Annotated in this window: 15 protein-coding genes and 1 tRNA gene; 7 read left to right on the top strand and 9 right to left on the bottom strand. The window is 47.9% G+C overall.

Going from position 1 to position 16,585, the window contains the following annotated elements:
- Positions 1–179 precede the first annotated feature (179 nt).
- Positions 180–1,130, bottom strand: a complete 951-nt coding sequence (locus ACO0LG_RS01265; RefSeq protein WP_423022549.1) for a DUF4034 domain-containing protein — start codon at positions 1,128–1,130, stop codon at positions 180–182.
- A gap of 397 nt (positions 1,131–1,527) precedes the next feature.
- Between ACO0LG_RS01265 and ACO0LG_RS01270 the strand changes: the two genes are divergently transcribed.
- The 6 genes from ACO0LG_RS01270 to ACO0LG_RS01295 all read left to right on the top strand — a co-directional run bounded on the left by ACO0LG_RS01270 (position 1,528) and on the right by ACO0LG_RS01295 (position 6,006).
- A complete protein-coding gene (locus ACO0LG_RS01270) occupies positions 1,528–2,868 on the top strand; it encodes a tyrosine-type recombinase/integrase (protein WP_423022551.1) in 1,341 nt (446 codons plus the stop codon).
- Between the two features lie 345 nt (positions 2,869–3,213).
- The gene (locus tag ACO0LG_RS01275) at positions 3,214–3,837 is read left to right on the top strand and encodes a hypothetical protein (RefSeq protein ID WP_423022553.1); all 624 of its coding nucleotides are present in this window, start codon (positions 3,214–3,216) and stop codon (positions 3,835–3,837) included.
- Between the two features lie 56 nt (positions 3,838–3,893).
- Positions 3,894–4,157 carry a DNA-binding protein gene (locus ACO0LG_RS01280; protein ID WP_423022555.1) on the top strand — a complete coding sequence of 88 codons (264 nt, stop codon included), beginning with the start codon at positions 3,894–3,896 and terminating at the stop codon, positions 4,155–4,157.
- Positions 4,158–4,298: 141 nt separating this feature from the next.
- Positions 4,299–4,628: a hypothetical protein gene (locus ACO0LG_RS01285; RefSeq protein ID WP_423022557.1), complete on the top strand. Its 330-nt coding sequence runs from the start codon at positions 4,299–4,301 to the stop codon at positions 4,626–4,628.
- Complete coding sequence (locus tag ACO0LG_RS01290; protein WP_423022559.1) at positions 4,628–5,806, top strand: plasmid recombination protein; 1,179 nt, start codon at positions 4,628–4,630, stop codon at positions 5,804–5,806. Before ACO0LG_RS01285 ends, ACO0LG_RS01290 begins: the two co-directional genes overlap by 1 nt.
- Before the next feature lie 2 nt (positions 5,807–5,808).
- Complete coding sequence (locus tag ACO0LG_RS01295; RefSeq protein ID WP_423022561.1) at positions 5,809–6,006, top strand: hypothetical protein; 198 nt, start codon at positions 5,809–5,811, stop codon at positions 6,004–6,006.
- Between the two features lie 153 nt (positions 6,007–6,159).
- On the opposite strand, the gene ACO0LG_RS01300 is transcribed toward ACO0LG_RS01295, so the two are convergent.
- The 6 genes from ACO0LG_RS01300 to ACO0LG_RS01325 all read right to left on the bottom strand — a co-directional run bounded on the left by ACO0LG_RS01300 (position 6,160) and on the right by ACO0LG_RS01325 (position 12,091).
- Positions 6,160–6,771 (bottom strand): hypothetical protein, encoded by a 612-nt coding sequence (locus tag ACO0LG_RS01300; protein WP_423022563.1) that lies wholly within the window; start codon positions 6,769–6,771, stop codon positions 6,160–6,162.
- Between the two features lie 182 nt (positions 6,772–6,953).
- A tRNA-Arg gene (locus ACO0LG_RS01305) sits at positions 6,954–7,030 on the bottom strand.
- Between the two features lie 117 nt (positions 7,031–7,147).
- Positions 7,148–8,494: a phosphoglucosamine mutase gene (gene glmM, locus ACO0LG_RS01310; protein WP_423022565.1), complete on the bottom strand. Its 1,347-nt coding sequence runs from the start codon at positions 8,492–8,494 to the stop codon at positions 7,148–7,150.
- Positions 8,495–8,508: 14 nt separating this feature from the next.
- Positions 8,509–9,282: a dihydropteroate synthase gene (gene folP / locus ACO0LG_RS01315; protein WP_423022567.1), complete on the bottom strand. Its 774-nt coding sequence runs from the start codon at positions 9,280–9,282 to the stop codon at positions 8,509–8,511.
- A 151-nt stretch (positions 9,283–9,433) separates the two neighbouring features.
- Complete coding sequence (ftsH, locus tag ACO0LG_RS01320) at positions 9,434–11,323, bottom strand: ATP-dependent zinc metalloprotease FtsH (protein WP_423022569.1); 1,890 nt, start codon at positions 11,321–11,323, stop codon at positions 9,434–9,436.
- A gap of 123 nt (positions 11,324–11,446) precedes the next feature.
- A complete protein-coding gene (locus tag ACO0LG_RS01325) occupies positions 11,447–12,091 on the bottom strand; it encodes an RlmE family RNA methyltransferase (RefSeq protein WP_423022571.1) in 645 nt (214 codons plus the stop codon).
- Between the two features lie 32 nt (positions 12,092–12,123).
- On the opposite strand from ACO0LG_RS01325, the gene ACO0LG_RS01330 reads away from it, so the two are divergent.
- Entirely contained in the window at positions 12,124–12,600 is a 477-nt protein-coding gene (locus ACO0LG_RS01330) for a YhbY family RNA-binding protein (protein ID WP_423022573.1), read from the top strand.
- Positions 12,601–12,750: 150 nt separating this feature from the next.
- On the opposite strand, the gene greA is transcribed toward ACO0LG_RS01330, so the two are convergent.
- Together greA and carB are read right to left on the bottom strand one after the other, a co-directional pair.
- Complete coding sequence (gene greA / locus ACO0LG_RS01335) at positions 12,751–13,227, bottom strand: transcription elongation factor GreA (RefSeq protein WP_423022575.1); 477 nt, start codon at positions 13,225–13,227, stop codon at positions 12,751–12,753.
- 138 nt (positions 13,228–13,365) lie between these two features.
- Positions 13,366–16,584, bottom strand: a complete 3,219-nt coding sequence (gene carB / locus ACO0LG_RS01340; protein WP_423022577.1) for a carbamoyl-phosphate synthase large subunit — start codon at positions 16,582–16,584, stop codon at positions 13,366–13,368.
- Position 16,585: the final 1 nt, after the last annotated feature.

The raw sequence follows: 16,585 nt of genomic DNA on the forward strand, positions 1-16,585 counted from the left end.
AATCATATGGGCGCCGGATGCAAAACCGGCTCGGTCAGCAATGCACCTTTACCTCTTGCACTTGCTGAAAAGAAGATTTTGAGTTGATTAAACAGACACTACAGATGACTGCGCGGCACCAAGAGCAGGCAAAACGAAGTAATTGCGCCTCTCTTTTTCGGCAATGTTTGACAATTAGTTCAGGGAGTAGCAGACCAGCGCCGGCAATACTCAAAGGCGAATTGTGAACCCCAGACGCCTGGCAGCACATCCGATTTGATCATGCCTATGAGTTCGGCAGTTTTACCCTTGTCTTTCGCATCACAGGCAAACTTGGCGAAGTGATTGATATTCCATGCATCGGGATATTTTTTCAATACGTCGTCAATCCCTTTTTTCATGGCCGTCCAATCTACCTGTGATTCAGTAAACAGCCTGTTACCATATTGCGTCTGCGCGGCGTACCAATAGATGCGCGCATACATACCATATCCTTCAACAGCCTCGGTACGCTCCAGCGCCTTGCGTGCAAATTTCTCTATCGCATGAGCATTACCACCCCATTTGGGTGCGTAATAATCAATCGCATCAAAGTATAGAGGATAGAACTGAGGCATTTTACTCAGACCCTCATCTATCCCGGCCTCCATCTTATTTTCTGGCCAGCTCTGGTACTTGGCGACTCTCTCCATTTGCTGGTACCAGTATGGATCTTTAGAGGCTATCTTTTTATGTGCCTCAAGATATGCTCTCGCTTTTTCTACGTATGCATAGAATGGCTTCCAGTTTTTTTCTTGCACCTCACCAGCAAAGCCACTTCCTCTGACGGTCCAGGCACGATTGATCAACATTTCAGTATAAGCTAATTGAGCAGCAGCAGAATCAGGGTACGCTCTTTGCCATTTTTTTATGCGCCCTTCTATTCCAGACCATGCCTCGTCGTCATTAGTGTTATGCCTGAATGATTTTGATAGCCCCACGTAAAAGAGTGTCAGCTTCCATAAGCCACTCGACGTACGGGCTTGAGGATCACGAAAAGCTGTTGCCATTTGTTCGAGCTCGGCAAATTTTCCGTTAATCGACAATTCTTTTACTTCATTCTCAACTTTTTCTCTATTTTCAGCTTCGTCTGCATAAGAAAATTGCGTCATCAATGTCATCAAAGACAGGATCAGGCCCAGGCTCAGTTTTTTTAAATGCATCATCGGGAGAGTAAAGTTGAAGTATAGGCAAATAATCGCAAATTAATTCACGAATAGCAACTATTTAACAGGTGTACACATAAAAAAACCCCTGCTGCGTAAGCAAGGGTTTTCATTATTTTTTTGGCCTGCCCAGCAGGAATCGAACCTGCGACCCCGAGCTTAGAAGGCTCGAAAAAATGGCATTTCTTTCTGTTGATTAACAATCACAAAAATTTAAATATCCTTTAAAAACAATAGTCTACTGATTTTCAGGCGCGACATTGCATTGATTAATGTTGATTGATATACTCCAAAAAGGGTTACATGGCGGTTACATGGAATGAACTGATGGAGTATAGAGACAATGGCTAAGATTAATTTCACGGCTGGCAGAGTCAAGGCTTTCAAGTGCGAAGCTGGCAAAAGCCAGTGCTTCCTTTGGGATACCACGGCGCACGGCCTAGGCTTGCGAGTAACAGCAAAGAACGCCAGAACATACATCTTTCAAGCCAAACTCAATGGCGAGACCATACGCATGTCTATAGGCTCGCCAAGTGCATGGACAATTGACGATGCCCAAGCAGAAGCCCGACGCCTGCAAGTATTGGTAGAGAGCGGGAAAGACCCGCGCCAAGTCAAAGCAGATGAACTGGCAGAAGCACACGCCAGGAAAGAAGCCAAAACAGCCAAAGAGCAGGCCGCGATACTTCAGCAAAGGCGCGAATTAGTTACTTTGGCCGACGTCTGGCCCGCCTACTTGGAAAACCGCAAACCCCACTGGGGTGATGGTCACTATGAAAATCACATTAAGCTTGCCGCCGCAGGGGGCGTAAAGCACAAACGCGGTAACGGCGTTACGGTTGCTGCGCCACTCGCAGCCCTCATGCCTATGCGCCTGATTGACTTAACCAGCGCCAACATTGCCGCATGGCTCACTAAGGAAACCCTAAGCCGTCCGACCAATGCAGCGCAAAGTTTCAGGATTTTAAGGGCTTTCATAGGCTGGGCTGCAACAATGCCAGCATACAAAGATATGGTTTCAACTGACGCTTGCAAATCACACGACGTCAAAGAAGCGATCCCAAAGAATAAAAGCAAAAGCGATACTCTGCAACGCGAGCAATTAGCATTGTGGTTTGAAGCTGTTGGAAAAATAGGCAATCCGGTCATTAGCGCGTACCTGCAAGCGTTGCTCATTACGGGCGCACGTAGGCGCGAACTAAGCTCACTGCGCTGGGAAGATGTAGATTTCCAATGGAATAGCCTGACAATCCGCGACAAGGTTGAAGGCGAACGTACCATTCCACTAACGCCCTACATCTCACAATTACTTAACACCCTGCCCCGGCGAAATGGCTGGGTATTTTCCAGCCCTGCCGCCGCAGATGGAAAACTGACCGAGCCAAGAATTGCACACACCAAAGCCCTAAAAATGGCGGGTTTGCCGCATGTATCATTGCACGGTCTGCGCCGCTCGTTTGGCACTTTATGTGAATGGGTAGAATGCCCTGTAGGCGTGTCAGCGCAAATCATGGGGCACAAGCCTAGCGCCACCGCTGAAAAGCATTACCGTATCCGTCCAATTGACCTCCTGCGTATGTGGCACACTAAAATAGAATCTTGGTTGTTAGAGCAAGCTCATATCGATTTTGTGCCAACTCAAACAGGTTTGAGGGTAATTAGCAATCACGCGAGCAATGAATAACATAATGACAATCAACTTAGGGCTCCGGACGGTTTTGCTGTTTTCTATCCTGTTAAGCGGATGCGCCTACCATTACTCACCCGATATAGTCGCGGACCCGTACGGTTTTTTTTCAGGAATTTGGCATGGAGTGATTTTCCCACTAACGGCTTTTGTAAATATGGTTTCTTGGTTACTATCGTGTGTAGGAATATCGTTTTTGGATAATATTCAAATAATTGGCAGGCCAAATACTGGTGGATTTTATTATTTCGGATTTTTTATAGGGATTTCATCATTAGGCACTAGTGCATCGTCAAAGTCATAATTTCCATTTAGCATCAAGCTAGTTCAACGAAATGAAAAGTGGATACCTCTGCCGCCAGCTTGATGCCCTATTCTCGGAAAGAGATGGAGGTAACACAGATGAAGCCAAAGTATAGCGGCGCTCTAAATAAGCCAATGCGGCCTCGCAAATTAGGTTTGCTATCGAATGAAGACGAAACGCAAAAAGTAATTAGTGATTGGATTGCAGAAGATAGGCAGAATATCCTTACGCTTTGTGAACACTACAAAATCCCTCCAGGAGACGGTCAATTTTATCAATTGGCACTTGCACTAGCACGCGAAATCGTACCTTGCTTCAAAGAAAAGCTCAAAGAAGGAAAACCCAAAAAATGGGACGATTACACGCAGTGCGTTCTAGCCGTAGAAATCGAGAGACTAACCGAGCAAGGAATAACACAAAAAGACGCGACCAAACGACTCGCAAAAATTGAACCTTGGAAATCATTTTTATTAGGCGATTCGTGGGACCCCGCAACTTGCAAGAGCGCAGACCCAGCCGACGCATTGAAATCACAATATAAAAGCGCCACAAAGTTAAAACTATATTCTTTCACAAAAAATGCATTTAAGTACCATGAGGTCACCAACACAATTAATGAATGGAATCAAGAAGTTTTAGCCATAAAGAAGAAAAATACTTAGTTCTAGTTTTCACCCGAGCACAGTGGAATCCTCTCAACACACAAAGAGGTTTCACGATGCGAATCGCAAACATTCAACAATCAAAAGACGTCACCGATGATGCTTTATCCACCAAGCTAATCGTCAATTTTCCATCACTTGAACAAGAAACACGTAGTCATGTAGATACGGCATGCGCAGCCTTCCATTTAATGCGCAAGCCTCAAACATTGCGTACCTATGCGTGCTTCGAAACTGGGAGTATTAGACCCATACGAATTAATGGCCGTTTAGCTTGGCCAGTTGCAGAAATTCGCAAGCTATTAAATGGAGGTGTTTAAAATGAAAAACGCCCCACCACAAAAAGCAATGAGAGCGCCCCAGACAAGCGTAATTATACGCCCGGAATACTGCCAAAGAAAACCAATACCGTCACATCTGGAGTCCTTGCCTATCTGCTAGAAAACCAGAGCCCGACAGGTATGGAAGCCGCGTTCAAAATGAGCACTACTAGGCTTGCAGCAGTAATCCATTATCTCGGCAAAAAATATGCATGGAATGTTGAGCGAGATGACGCAGCCACTGGTACAAATGACGGGCGCATTTCATGGATAACCGTCTATTGGCTCCCTCAAGGGACAATATCAAATGCCTTTGCTCAAGATGCACGAGGCTGGATTGAACGGGTCAAAACGTCTCGTGCAACACAGCGCAAATTATCAGGCAAATGCAAACAACTGGCGAGCAAGTTAAATGCCTGTCGCCAGCGAGTCAATGACCCGCGCCAAGCTTCCTTTTGGGAGGAAAAATAATGTACTGCCATTTCCTCAGAATAAAAGGACTCAGCACAAAAACGACCGATTCAAGGACTCAAGCAGCCGTTATTCCGCGCGTGATGGGACATAACCTGCGCGAACAGGGCGCGAAAATGGGCGTCCGCGCTGATATTCATATCGATGCTACACGCAGTAAAGACAATATTGTGCTTAGAGGTGGGCGCACCTCTGCCGAGGTTGCATCAGCAGTTAATGCCCTGATGAAAGGCGTCATAGTTTCGAAATGGCGAACAGACACCATAGGCGCGATAGAGTTGATTTTTAGCTTGCCCAGCGCTGCAAAAATAAATCATCGCGACTATTTCAGCGCATCAGTTGCGTGGGCCGAAATTTTTTTTAGTGTGCCAATTGTTAGCGCCGTTATTCACCTAGACGAAGACGCACCCCATTGCCATGTAATTCTTGTCCCCATTGTGAATGGTAGATTATGCGGCAGCCAGGTCATGGGCAATAAAAGGCGTATGGTGGCAATGCAAGAGGATTACCATAGCTCAGTTGGCAATCAATACGGATTAGCCCGCCCAACACCTAAAAAGCGGTATGGCGCGACTATCAAGCAAGAGTGTATAGAATTAGCACGCAAGGCGCTGGAACCCGTCTGCGGGCTAACTGACGACCTTCTGCTATTTTTCATTGAAGCTTGCATGGACAATCCTGAAGCACTCATGCAAAAACTTGGATTAGAAATGCCAACGCCCAAGCCAAAGACCACATTTGCCGCAATCATGACAAAACCGTGCAAGCCAGAAAAACAGGTTCGCAGCAAGTCCGCAGCAAATCCCTACTCGAATAACTGCGGAGAAAATTCCGGCCATGGCAAACCCGAAGTAGCAGGCACGATGCTTTTGAGCGACAAAGAAAAACCTATAGAAGTTGGAGTAGCAATTCCTATAGTAGTTAAAATCGACCTCATAAAACCTCACAAAGAAAATCAACCTCTATCCTGTGTAGATGTTCAAATTCCAGAGAATTCAATTGCAAACTTGCCGGATGCTGTGCCTGATGACTACACACGAATACGAGAAACGGATATTCCAGCCAATGAATGGGACTGTGAACGCGGGGAACACATCAAGCAAACAGCAAGGGTAAGCAAAAGGGAGCAAGTGTTTGCTTCAGTCCAAAAAACACTTTCAATCCACAAAAGGTATTGACCATGAAGACCACAAATGCAGAACGCCTGCGCACCTACAAGGCGAGGATGAACGAAGCAGGTTTTAAGCGCCTGTCCATCTATGTGCATCCTGATTTAGTTGCCCTCATTAGGCAAGAAAAGAAGCCTTGCGAATGTGGCGGCAGAACCCTTGAGCGTCTATTGCTGGGTGCGGCACTAAAGCGGCCAAAGCATCGTTAGCCAGAAATAACCGACCGATACGCGCGCGCGTGATGGTGGAAATATGCCAGCCCCATAAGCAAACCAAAGCTAAGTTTTATTAAGGTATTGGTGTTAGATTTTGTTAAGGCGCATTGCTACCAACCTGATGCAAAACAGTTTTGTCGATGAGGTTTATTTCTTCAGTATTTTTGACCAAGCCCTCAAAGGAATCAAAACACGGTCTGGATACTCCGCGCTTCTTATTGGTGGTGCAAAGTGTTTCAAAGCCACAAATAAATCCCCATGATTAATATCAATTTGATTGCGCAATAGAACGCAACCGAGCCGGACGTTATAGGGCAAGGAAGAAATCGACGGATATGGCTCTTCAACAAATTGCTTAACTTGCTCATCACGCAAAGCAAGTAGGCCATTCCCATATTGAGAAGAAAAATCGACTTTGAACGCGGTTGCCTCTTCTGCAATCGCAAAAATTAGCTCGGGATCAATCCCGGCCCTATAAGACTCATAGAAAATCGTATGCGCAATCACTTCCGCATGATATCTATCGCCTATAAATTGATTAATGCGGGATATTGCTGCCTGCAAAAGACGCTTGCCAACTCCATTCTTTAATCGATAGTCGCTTAACATTGCAACGTCCGGCTTTGAAATTAAGAGTGACCAAGAATCAGTCAGAAACTCGCCACCCGGTTTTGCAGTCAATGTCAATGACCCGCAAATTCCTAAATTAGTCGCGGCACAGAGAAAAACTCCTAAAACGGTCGAAATGAAAGTTTTCATGGTCAGCAGAAAAATCTTTGTTTAAAGAACAGCAAAACAGGTTACTACGAAACCTTTTGCAAATACTTACCTCGAAAAAAATTAATTACTGAACATTTCTCAAATTGGGTTACATGGTGGTTACATGGAATCAGAAACGAAAAAGCCCAGAATTGTAATCTGGGCTAAGTCTTTGAATCTATTGGCCTGCCCAGCAGGAATCGAACCTGCGACCCCGAGCTTAGAAGGCTCGTGCTCTATCCAACTGAGCTATGGACAGTCTGGTTAATGGCTAGCAAAACAGTTGTTTGCGAGCCCAAAAACTGAAGGCTGAATAGTACATGGTATCGCTCACACTTTCAAGAATGAAACCACTGCTGACAGCTAATTTACTTACTTAGATTGCAGCTGGAATACAATCTGCCAGGCGGCGCGCGCTGGTGGAGGCGAGTTCGGCATCTTCTGCTTCTACCATCACACGCACCAAAGGCTCGGTGCCGGATGCGCGTATCAGCACCCTGCCCCGATCCGCGAGTTCGGTTTCGACCTTTTGCTTCTCTGCAACCAGCTTTTCATTTTTTTGCCAGTCAAAACCGGCCGGCACTTTGATGTTCAATAAGGTTTGCGGGAACAGTTGCAGATCATCGAAGCAGGCATCGAGGCTCTTGCCGTTGCGCCTCAGAGCCGACAATACCTGCAGGGCCGAGACTATGCCGTCACCGGTAGTATGTTTGTCCAGGCACAGGAGATGACCAGAACCTTCTCCGCCGAGCAGCCAGCCACGTTCCTGCATTTGCTCCAACACGTAACGGTCGCCGACTTTGGCGCGGGCGAAGCCCACACCGAGTTTTTTGAACGCCACTTCAACTGCCATGTTCGTCATCAAGGTACCTACCACGCCCTCAAGCTTGCCGACTGCCATGCGGTCTAGCACCATCAGGTAAAGGAGCTGGTCGCCGTTATAAATCTTGCCGTGCTTATCTACCATCAAGAGGCGGTCAGCATCACCATCGAGGGCTATACCCAGATCAGCGTGATTGGCGCGTACCGCCAGTGACAAGGCATCTGGTGAAGTTGCGCCGACCTTGTCATTGATATTCAGGCCATTCGGCTGATTGCCGATGGCGATAACATCTGCGCCCAGCTCATGAAACACATGCGGGGCGATATCGTAAGCAGCACCATGGGCGCAATCGACAACGATCTTGAGACCACGCAAATCCAGTTCTGCAGGGAAGGTGCTTTTGCAAAATTCAATGTAGCGTCCGTTGGCGTCACTCAAGCGGCGAGCCTTGCCCAGTTTTTCTGAGCTCACGCATTGCATGGGGCGTTCAAGTTCAGCTTCGATCGCGAGTTCAACGTCGTCTGCCAGCTTGTTGCCGTTAGCCGAGAAAAATTTGATGCCATTATCATCAAACGGATTATGCGAGGCCGAGATCACGACCCCCGCTGACAAACGCAATGCGCGTGTCAGGTAAGCCACCGCGGGTGTCGGTGCCGGGCCAGACAGCATAACATCGACGCCTGCGGCGGCAAAGCCGGCCTCCAGCGACGCTTCCAGCAAGTAACCTGAGATACGGGTGTCCTTGCCGATTAACACTGTGGGGCGGGCATCGCCAGTGACATTGGCTTGCGCCAGCACCTTGCCTGCGGCATAGCCAAGGCGCATGACAAAATCAGGCGTGATCGGTGCCACCCCTACTTTGCCGCGTATACCATCTGTACCAAAATATTTTCTGCTCATATTCTTCCTGCTCATCAAGGGGATAATGCATCCCAGATTTTGTATGCATCGACAGTTTCTGCCACGTCATGCACACGGATAATGTTTGCGCCCATCTGCTTTGCCAGCAGGGCTGCTGCGATACTGCCTGCCATACGCTTTGGTGCTGCCCTACCAGTCAAGCCACCGATCATGGATTTGCGGGATACCCCAACCAGCACAGGCAAGCCCAGCTCTTGCTGGAACTGCGGCAAGTGTTTGAACATGGCTGTATTATGTTCCAGCGTTTTACCAAAGCCAAAACCTGGGTCCAGGCAGATACGATTGGCTTCTATACCAGCATCTGCCAGCGCTGTCAGTCGATCGTGCAAAAATGTCTTCACGTCCTGATTAACGTCTATATATTCGGGACTGACTTGCATGTTTTCTGGCTTGTTCTGCATATGCATGACACACAAAGCTGCTTCTGCATTTTGCACGACAGCGATGGATTCAGGTGAACGAAAACCCTGGATATCATTGATCATATCGACGCCTGCGATCAGCGCCTCACGCATGACCCCAGGCTTGTAAGTGTCTATGGACAAGGGCTTGCCACAGTCGCGCAAGGCATAGATGACAGGCATGACCCGGTTCAACTCTTCATCCAGCGGCAACGGAGCAGAGCCCGGGCGGCTCGATTCACCGCCTATGTCGATCATATCGACACCATCTTCTATCATCTGTTCAGCACGGGCAATGGCACTTTCCAGGTTCAGGTATTTGCCACCATCAGAAAAAGAGTCTGGTGTGATGTTGAGCACGCCCATGACTAGGGTTCTGGATAGTGTTCCGCTCAAGGGATAGCGGAAACGGCCACATTGGAAATATTTCATTTTTTAAAAAGACTAAGGGTGAGGAATAACCCTCACCCTTTTACAAGAAATTCAAAAATTAATTGTGTGTTTTTTGTACGTCAGCTCAGGCCGCTGCTGTCGCACTAGGAGATACGCCACCAGACGACTTATCAGACGGAGAGCGGTTAATCACCTGACTTTGTTTTGGCGGACGTGGGTCCACACCGTTCATGATGTCACTGACCTGGTCCGCATCGATGGTTTCCCAATCGAGCAAAGCCTTAGTCATAACTTCAACCTTATCGCGGTTTTCTTCCAACAGCCGGCGTGCCAAAGCATATTGCGCATCCAGAATATTACGGATTTCAGCATCCACTTTTTGCTGCGTCACTTCGGAAATCGTTTTGGATGAACCACCAAAATAGCCATCATTCTGATTGTCTTCATACACCATCACGCCCATGCTGTCAGACATACCCCAGCGTGTAACCATCGCTCTGGCAAGTTTGGTTGCATGGGAAAAATCACTTTCCGCACCAGATGACATTTGACCAACGAAAATTTCTTCCGCTATACGACCACCAAATAACATCGAAATTTTGTCGAGCATTTTATCTTTGTACAAGCTCACTGCATCATGCTCAGGCAAAGACAGGGTCACACCCAAAGCAGAGCCGCGTGGCATGATCGTCACTTTATGAACAGGATCAGACGTAGGCAGCAATTTTGCCACTACGGCATGACCAGACTCATGGTAAGCGGTAGCCCTGCGTTCTTCTTCACGCATGACCATGGAGCGACGCTCAGGACCCATGTAGATTTTGTCTTTCGCATCTTCAAAATCGATCATTTCGACCAAACGTTTATTGCGTCTCGCAGCAAACAAAGCTGATTCATTCACCAGATTAGCCAGGTCGGCACCAGAGAAACCCGGTGTACCACGCGCCAGGATGTCAGCTTTTACGTCAGCAGAAATAGGTACCTTGCGCATATGAACGTTAAGGATTTGCTCACGGCCACGAACATCCGGCAAACTAACAGAAACCTGACGGTCAAAACGACCAGGGCGCAACAAAGCTTTATCCAGTACGTCAGCACGGTTGGTTGCAGCAATGACGATGACACCGGAATTGGCTTCAAAACCATCCATCTCAACCAGCATCTGGTTCAGTGTTTGCTCACGTTCATCATTACCACCACCCATGCCAGCACCGCGATGGCGGCCAACAGCGTCGATCTCATCGATAAAGATGATACAAGGTGAATGTTTTTTGGCATTCTCAAACATGTCTCGGACACGGGAGGCGCCCACACCAACGAACATTTCAACGAAATCAGAGCCAGAGATCGTGAAGAAAGGTACTTTTGCTTCACCAGCAATAGCGCGTGCCAGCAAAGTTTTACCAGTACCTGGAGGGCCAACCATCAACACACCACGCGGAATACGGCCACCGAGTTTCTGGAACTTGGTAGGGTCACGCAGGAAATCAACGATTTCGCTCACCTCTTCTTTGGCTTCATCGCAACCTGCGACGTCAGCAAAGGTAACATTGTTGTTGGTATCGTCCAGCATCCTGGCCTTGGATTTACCAAAGGAGAATGCCCCACCTTTACCGCCGCCCTGCATCTGGCGCATGAAGAATACCCAGACGCCGATCAGCAACAGCATCGGAAACCAGGAAATAAAGACTTGCGACAGGAAAGACTGTTCTTCAGGTTGTTTGACATCAAACTTGACGCCGCTATCCACCAGATCGCGTATCAAGCCCTTGTCCAGCACAGTAATCTGGGACTTGACCTTTTTACCTTCAGAATTAGTCGCCACGATGGTGCGGTTTGCTTCATCGATGGTCGCTTCCTTGATGTGCTTGGACCTGACCTCATCGAGGAACTCGGAATATGCAACAGAGGTCACGCCTATGCCGCTGCTTTTTCCATCAAACTGCTTAAAAAGTGTAAAAAGCACCAGGGCAACCACCACCCATATAGCAGCTTTTGAAAACATATTATTCACGAGAACTCCTTGAAGGCAGGATGCGCCATTTGATACTGTAAACGTTCATTCTACCCCCATTGGGTAGAGCTTGCTAGCCAGCATATGTTGGCAATATTGATGATTATCAAGAGGTAAATTCAATTATTCGGGATTTTTCAAGCCTTTCCCAAGCAAAAATATCTCGGAAGACTTGTCTTTGCTGGCTTTCGGCTTCTTGTTGACCACTGTTTTGAATTCATCTTTAAATAGTGTGAAAATATTGTTATAGCTGGGTCCGTGGAAGCATTTCACCAATAAAGCGCCACCCGGTTTCAAATGAGCCTTGGAAAAAGTAACTGCCAATTCGATAATATATTCAACACGGGCAGAGTCAACGGTGGAATTACCAGACAGATTTGGGGCCATATCTGATAAAACCAAGTCAACTTTACGCCCTAACAATTTAGATTCCAATTGATCAAGCACCTCATCTTCACGAAAATCGCCTTGTATGAATTGCACGTCGGCGATTGGGTCCATGGGTAACAGGTCCAAGGCAAAAATTTCACCCATGATGCCGCCACCTTCTTTACCTGCCAGCTTATTCCTTACATACTGTGACCAGCTACCAGGTGTTGCACCCAAATCAACAATAATTTGCCCTGGACGTATCAGTTTTTCTGATTCATCTATTTCTTTTAGCTTGTAAACGGCGCGCGCACGATAGCCTTCCTTTTGTGCAAGTTTCACATAAGGATCATTAATATGGTCGTGAACCCAATTTTGATTGAATTTATTCTTTGCCATTCGCGTAAAATACTGCTTTTAAAGGAATTACTATGTTAAAACTTACGCCCGCTGAAAGAAGCGAACTCCGCTCCGAAGCACATGCACTGAAACCTATCGTATTAATCGGCGAAGCTGGATTGACTCCTGCTGTGATCAAAGAAATTGATGCTGGCCTGAATGCCCATGGCCTGATCAAGGTACGCGTATTTGGCGATGATAGAGAAGCACGCATAGGTATGTACGATACCATCTGCGCCGAGCTGAACGCAGCCCCAGTACAACATATTGGAAAACTTTTGGTGGTCTACCGTCCAAAACTGGAAGGTATTAAAGAAACCAAACTGGTTAAAAAAGGTAAAGGCATGCGCGAAGTGACTATCGTCAAGCCTAGCCCGAGTGGTACAAAAAAACCGACTGTATCCAGAGTCATGGTCAAAGGTAATGAACGCGTTACCCAGGGTGGCAATATCAAACGTGCAAAACCACGTCAAAGCAGTGCAAAAAAATCATCGCTTGCCAATAGCTGACCTTGAATACCTCTGATATCTGATCAGTACTCAACCCGGCCAAACCAGGCCGGGTAATCTTTTGCCTGAGAATACGTCTCTCAAGCCACTCTACATCGCTTCACATCTATTCATATTCATTGACTGACTATGAATTTAAAAACGTCAGTATTAAACGTACAGTACATCCAGCACTTCATATTCACGCACACCAGCAGGTGCTTGCACACCAACAACGTCGCCAGCATACTTGCCGATCAAGGCACGCGCGATAGGAGAAGTGATGGAGACCTTGCTTAATTTCAAGTCTGCCTCATCTTCACCAACGATCTGATAGCTGACTTTTTGTGAAGTTTCCAGGTCTTCCAGATGCACGGTAGAGCCGAATACGACGCGGCCTTCTGCATCCAGCGTGCTTGGATCAATGATTTGCGCAGATCCCAGCTTGCCTTCCAGATCAGCAATGCGGCCTTCGATGAACGCCTGGCGCTCTTTGGCAGCATCATACTCGGCATTTTCAGACAAGTCGCCCTGCGCCCGCGCTTCAGCAATCGCATTGATAACGTCTGGGCGCTCTTTCGTCTTCAAAAGATGCAATTCTTTCTTAAGCAATTCTGCGCCGAACTTGGTGACAGGTACTGTACTCATATCATTTACACTCATAAAAGTAAAAATACAGAGGCCACATTAGACACCAGCATTACCGATGCCTTTGTGACCTCTGTATCGAAGTTCAAGCCTCCCTGATCTTGCATCAGCACAATCTCAGGGACACTGTTATTTCTATCAGTTTAAGGTTTTATGCAGACCTTGTAAATCATAAACATGTAATTCATTGAGATGACGCATACCTTCGACTGCAGCCTCCGCACCGGCTATGGTTGTGAACGTTGTTGCGCGGGCAATCAATGCAGAGGTACGAATAGCGCGAGAATCCGTAATGGCATTGCGCTTTTCTTCTACAGTATTGATGACCATGGCAATGTCATTGTTCTTGATCATGTCCACGACGTGCGGGCGACCTTCAACAACCTTGTTCACGATAGAAACCGGAATGCCTTCAGCCGCAATCGCCGTTGCCGTACCACGGGTAGCAACGATGGAGAAGCCCATCTCCACCAGATCACGGGCCACTTTCACGCCACGCGGTTTGTCGCTGTTCTTAATACTCAGGAATACCTTGCCGGACGTTGGTAATTTCACGCCAGCACCCAATTGCGATTTCACGAAAGCTTCGCCAAAGGTTTTACCCACACCCATGACTTCACCAGTCGATTTCATCTCTGGGCCGAGGATAGTATCAACACCAGGGAATTTCACGAACGGGAATACTGCCTCCTTGACGCTGAAGTAAGGTGGCACGACCTCGGCACCTATACCTTGTGAATCGAGAGACTGACCAACCATGCAACGGGCAGCGATCTTCGCTAATTGCAAGCCAGTGGCCTTGGATACATACGGTACGGTACGCGATGCACGCGGGTTCACTTCCAGCACGAACACAACGTCTTTACCCTCTTGCTGCTGAATCGCAAACTGCACGTTCATCAGACCAACGACATTCAAACCCTTCGCCATCAAGGCAGTCTGGCGCTTGAGTTCAGCGATGGTTTCTTGCGACAGAGAATAGGGTGGCAAGGAACATGCAGAGTCACCAGAGTGTACGCCAGCCTGTTCGATATGCTCCATCACGCCACCGATGAAGGTGCGCTCACCATCAGACAAGCAATCGACGTCAACTTCAATTGCATCATTCAGGAAGCGGTCTAGCAAAACCGGGGAATCATGCGATACCTTGACGGCTTCGCGCATGTAACGCTCCAGATCACGTTGCTCATGGACGATTTCCATCGCCCGGCCACCGAGCACATAAGACGGGCGCACCACCAGCGGATAGCCAATTTCTTGCGCCAGCGCCAGTGCATCAGCTTCAGTACGTGCGGTGCGGTTAGGCGGCTGACGCAAACCGAGGTCTTGCAACATCTTCTGGAAGCGTTCGCGGTCTTCCGCAGCATCGATCATGTCAGGCGATGTACCTACGATAGGCACGCCATTGGCTTCCAGATCGAGAGCAAGTTTCAAAGGTGTCTGTCCACCATATTGCACGATCACGCCGACCGGTTTTTCTTTTTCTACGATTTCCAGCACATCTTCCAGCGTCAGCGGTTCAAAATACAGACGGTCGGACGTATCGTAATCCGTCGAAACAGTTTCAGGATTGCAGTTGACCATGATGGTTTCATACCCATCTTCGCGCAGCGCAAATGCGGCATGCACGCAGCAATAATCAAATTCAATACCCTGGCCGATACGGTTAGGGCCACCGCCCAATACCATGATTTTTTTCTTGTCGGTTGGGTTGGATTCGCACTCTTCTTCGTACGTTGAATACATGTAGGCTGTATTTGTAGCGAATTCACCAGCGCAAGTATCTACGCGTTTGTAGACCGGGCGCACATTCAAAGCCTTACGCTTTTCACGAATCGCTGTGTCAGTCGTTTTCAACAGCTTTGCCAGACGACGGTCAGAAAAACCTTTTTGCTTCAGTTGCAGCATCAGGGCTTTATCAACGCTATCGAGCGACTGTTCATCCAGCCACAATTCGATATCCACGATGTCCTTGATCTGCACCAGGAACCACGGGTCGATATGCGTCAGTTGATGCACTTCCTCCAACGTAAAGCCCTGGGCAAACGCATCGCCAACATACCAGATACGGTCCGGGCCTGGCTCACCAAGTTCTTTTTCCAGGGTCTCACGATCCTGGGTTTTTTCATTCATGCCATCGACACCAACTTCCAGGCCACGCAGGGCTTTCTGGAAAGATTCCTGGAAGGTGCGGCCGATAGCCATTACTTCACCGACAGACTTCATCTGGGTCGTCAGGCGGTTATCTGCCTGCGGGAATTTTTCAAATGCGAAACGCGGTATCTTGGTGACGACGTAATCAATCGAAGGCTCGAAAGAAGCTGGTGTAGCACCGCCCGTAATTTCATTGCGCAATTCATCCAGCGTGAAACCAACTGCCAGCTTGGCAGCAATTTTAGCAATTGGAAAACCAGTCGCTTTTGATGCCAGCGCAGATGAACGCGATACGCGCGGGTTCATCTCGATGACGATCATGCGGCCATCAGCAGGATTGATGGAAAACTGTACGTTGGAACCACCAGTATCCACACCAATTTCACGCAGCACTGCCAAAGAGGCATTACGCATGATCTGGTATTCTTTATCGGTCAGTGTCTGTGCCGGCGCCACGGTGATGGAGTCACCAGTGTGTACACCCATGGGGTCCAGGTTTTCGATGGAGCAGACGATGATGCAGTTGTCGGCCTTGTCGCGCACGACTTCCATCTCATATTCTTTCCAACCTATCAGCGATTCTTCAATCAGCAATTCATTGGTGGGCGATGCTTCCAGACCGCGTTTGCAAATCGTCTCGAATTCTTCTGGATTATAGGCAATACCGCCACCTGTACCACCCATGGTAAACGATGGGCGAATGATGACCGGGAAGCCAACATCTTTTTGCACTACCCAGGCTTCGTCCATCGTATGAGCGACGCCGGAACGTGCAGAACCCAGACCAATCTTGGTCATGGCGTTCTTGAATTTCAAGCGGTCTTCAGCCTTGTCGATGGCTTCTGGTGAAGCACCAATGAGTTCGCAATTGTATTTGGTCAGCACGCCATTGCGATGCAGATCCAGTGCGCAGTTCAGTGCAGTCTGGCCACCCATAGTCGGCAAAATCGCATCCGGTTTTTCTTTATCGATGATGCGTTCGACGACTTGCCATGTAATAGGTTCGATGTAGGTCACATCGGCCATTTCTGGATCAGTCATGATGGTTGCGGGATTGCTGTTGACCAGGATCACACGGTAACCTTCTTCACGTAAGGCCTTGCAAGCCTGTGCGCCGGAATAATCGAATTCGCAAGCCTGACCAATGATGATGGGGCCAGCGCCGATAATCAAAATACTTTTTATGTCGTTACGTTTTGGCATT

Source organism: Undibacterium sp. Ji42W (assembly GCF_049340405.1).
Taxonomy (GTDB): Bacteria; Pseudomonadota; Gammaproteobacteria; order Burkholderiales; family Burkholderiaceae_D; genus Undibacterium.